Annotated in this window: 1 rRNA gene; it reads left to right on the forward strand. The window is 54.0% G+C overall.

Annotated features, from left to right (window positions below):
• Positions 1–16 precede the first annotated feature (16 nt).
• Positions 17–1,566: ribosomal RNA gene (locus IHV09_RS22190) — 16S ribosomal RNA — on the forward strand.
• Positions 1,567–1,591: the final 25 nt, after the last annotated feature.

Consider the following 1,591-nt stretch of genomic DNA (forward strand, 5'->3'; position numbering starts at 1 on the left):
GAGCAAGACAAACACTTTTATGGAGAGTTTGATCCTGGCTCAGGATGAACGCTGGCGGCGTGCCTAATACATGCAAGTCGAGCGAATGATGAGGAGCTTGCTCCTCTGATTTAGCGGCGGACGGGTGAGTAACACGTGGGTAATCTGCCTGTAAGACGGGGATAACTCCGGGAAACCGGGGCTAATACCGGATAATAAGAGAAGAAGCATTTCTTCTTTTTGAAAGTCGGTTTCGGCTGACACTTACAGATGAGCCCGCGGCGCATTAGCTAGTTGGTGAGGTAACGGCTCACCAAGGCGACGATGCGTAGCCGACCTGAGAGGGTGATCGGCCACACTGGGACTGAGACACGGCCCAGACTCCTACGGGAGGCAGCAGTAGGGAATCTTCGGCAATGGGCGAAAGCCTGACCGAGCAACGCCGCGTGAGCGATGAAGGCCTTCGGGTCGTAAAGCTCTGTTGTTAGAGAAGAACAAGTACGAGAGTAACTGCTCGTACCTTGACGGTACCTAACCAGAAAGCCACGGCTAACTACGTGCCAGCAGCCGCGGTAATACGTAGGTGGCAAGCGTTATCCGGAATTATTGGGCGTAAAGCGCGCGCAGGCGGTCTCTTAAGTCTGATGTGAAAGCCCACGGCTCAACCGTGGAGGGTCATTGGAAACTGGGAGACTTGAGTGCAGGAGAGAAAAGTGGAATTCCACGTGTAGCGGTGAAATGCGTAGAGATGTGGAGGAACACCAGTGGCGAAGGCGGCTTTTTGGCCTGTAACTGACGCTGAGGCGCGAAAGCGTGGGGAGCAAACAGGATTAGATACCCTGGTAGTCCACGCCGTAAACGATGAGTGCTAGGTGTTGGGGGGTTCCACCCTCAGTGCTGAAGTTAACACATTAAGCACTCCGCCTGGGGAGTACGACCGCAAGGTTGAAACTCAAAGGAATTGACGGGGGCCCGCACAAGCAGTGGAGCATGTGGTTTAATTCGAAGCAACGCGAAGAACCTTACCAGGTCTTGACATCCTTTGACCACTCTAGAGATAGAGCTTTCCCCTTCGGGGGACAAAGTGACAGGTGGTGCATGGTTGTCGTCAGCTCGTGTCGTGAGATGTTGGGTTAAGTCCCGCAACGAGCGCAACCCTTGACCTTAGTTGCCAGCATTCAGTTGGGCACTCTAAGGTGACTGCCGGTGACAAACCGGAGGAAGGTGGGGATGACGTCAAATCATCATGCCCCTTATGACCTGGGCTACACACGTGCTACAATGGATGATACAAAGGGTTGCGAAGCCGCGAGGCCAAGCCAATCCCAAAAAGTCATTCTCAGTTCGGATTGTAGGCTGCAACTCGCCTACATGAAGCCGGAATTGCTAGTAATCGCGGATCAGCATGCCGCGGTGAATACGTTCCCGGGCCTTGTACACACCGCCCGTCACACCACGAGAGTTTGTAACACCCGAAGTCGGTGGGGTAACCCTTTTGGGAGCCAGCCGCCGAAGGTGGGACAGATGATTGGGGTGAAGTCGTAACAAGGTAGCCGTATCGGAAGGTGCGGCTGGATCACCTCCTTTCTATGGAGATTATGAAACACCTTCG

The sequence above is a fragment of the Fictibacillus sp. 23RED33 genome, from assembly GCF_015903925.1.
Taxonomy (GTDB): Bacteria; Bacillota; Bacilli; order Bacillales; family Fictibacillaceae; genus Fictibacillus; species Fictibacillus phosphorivorans.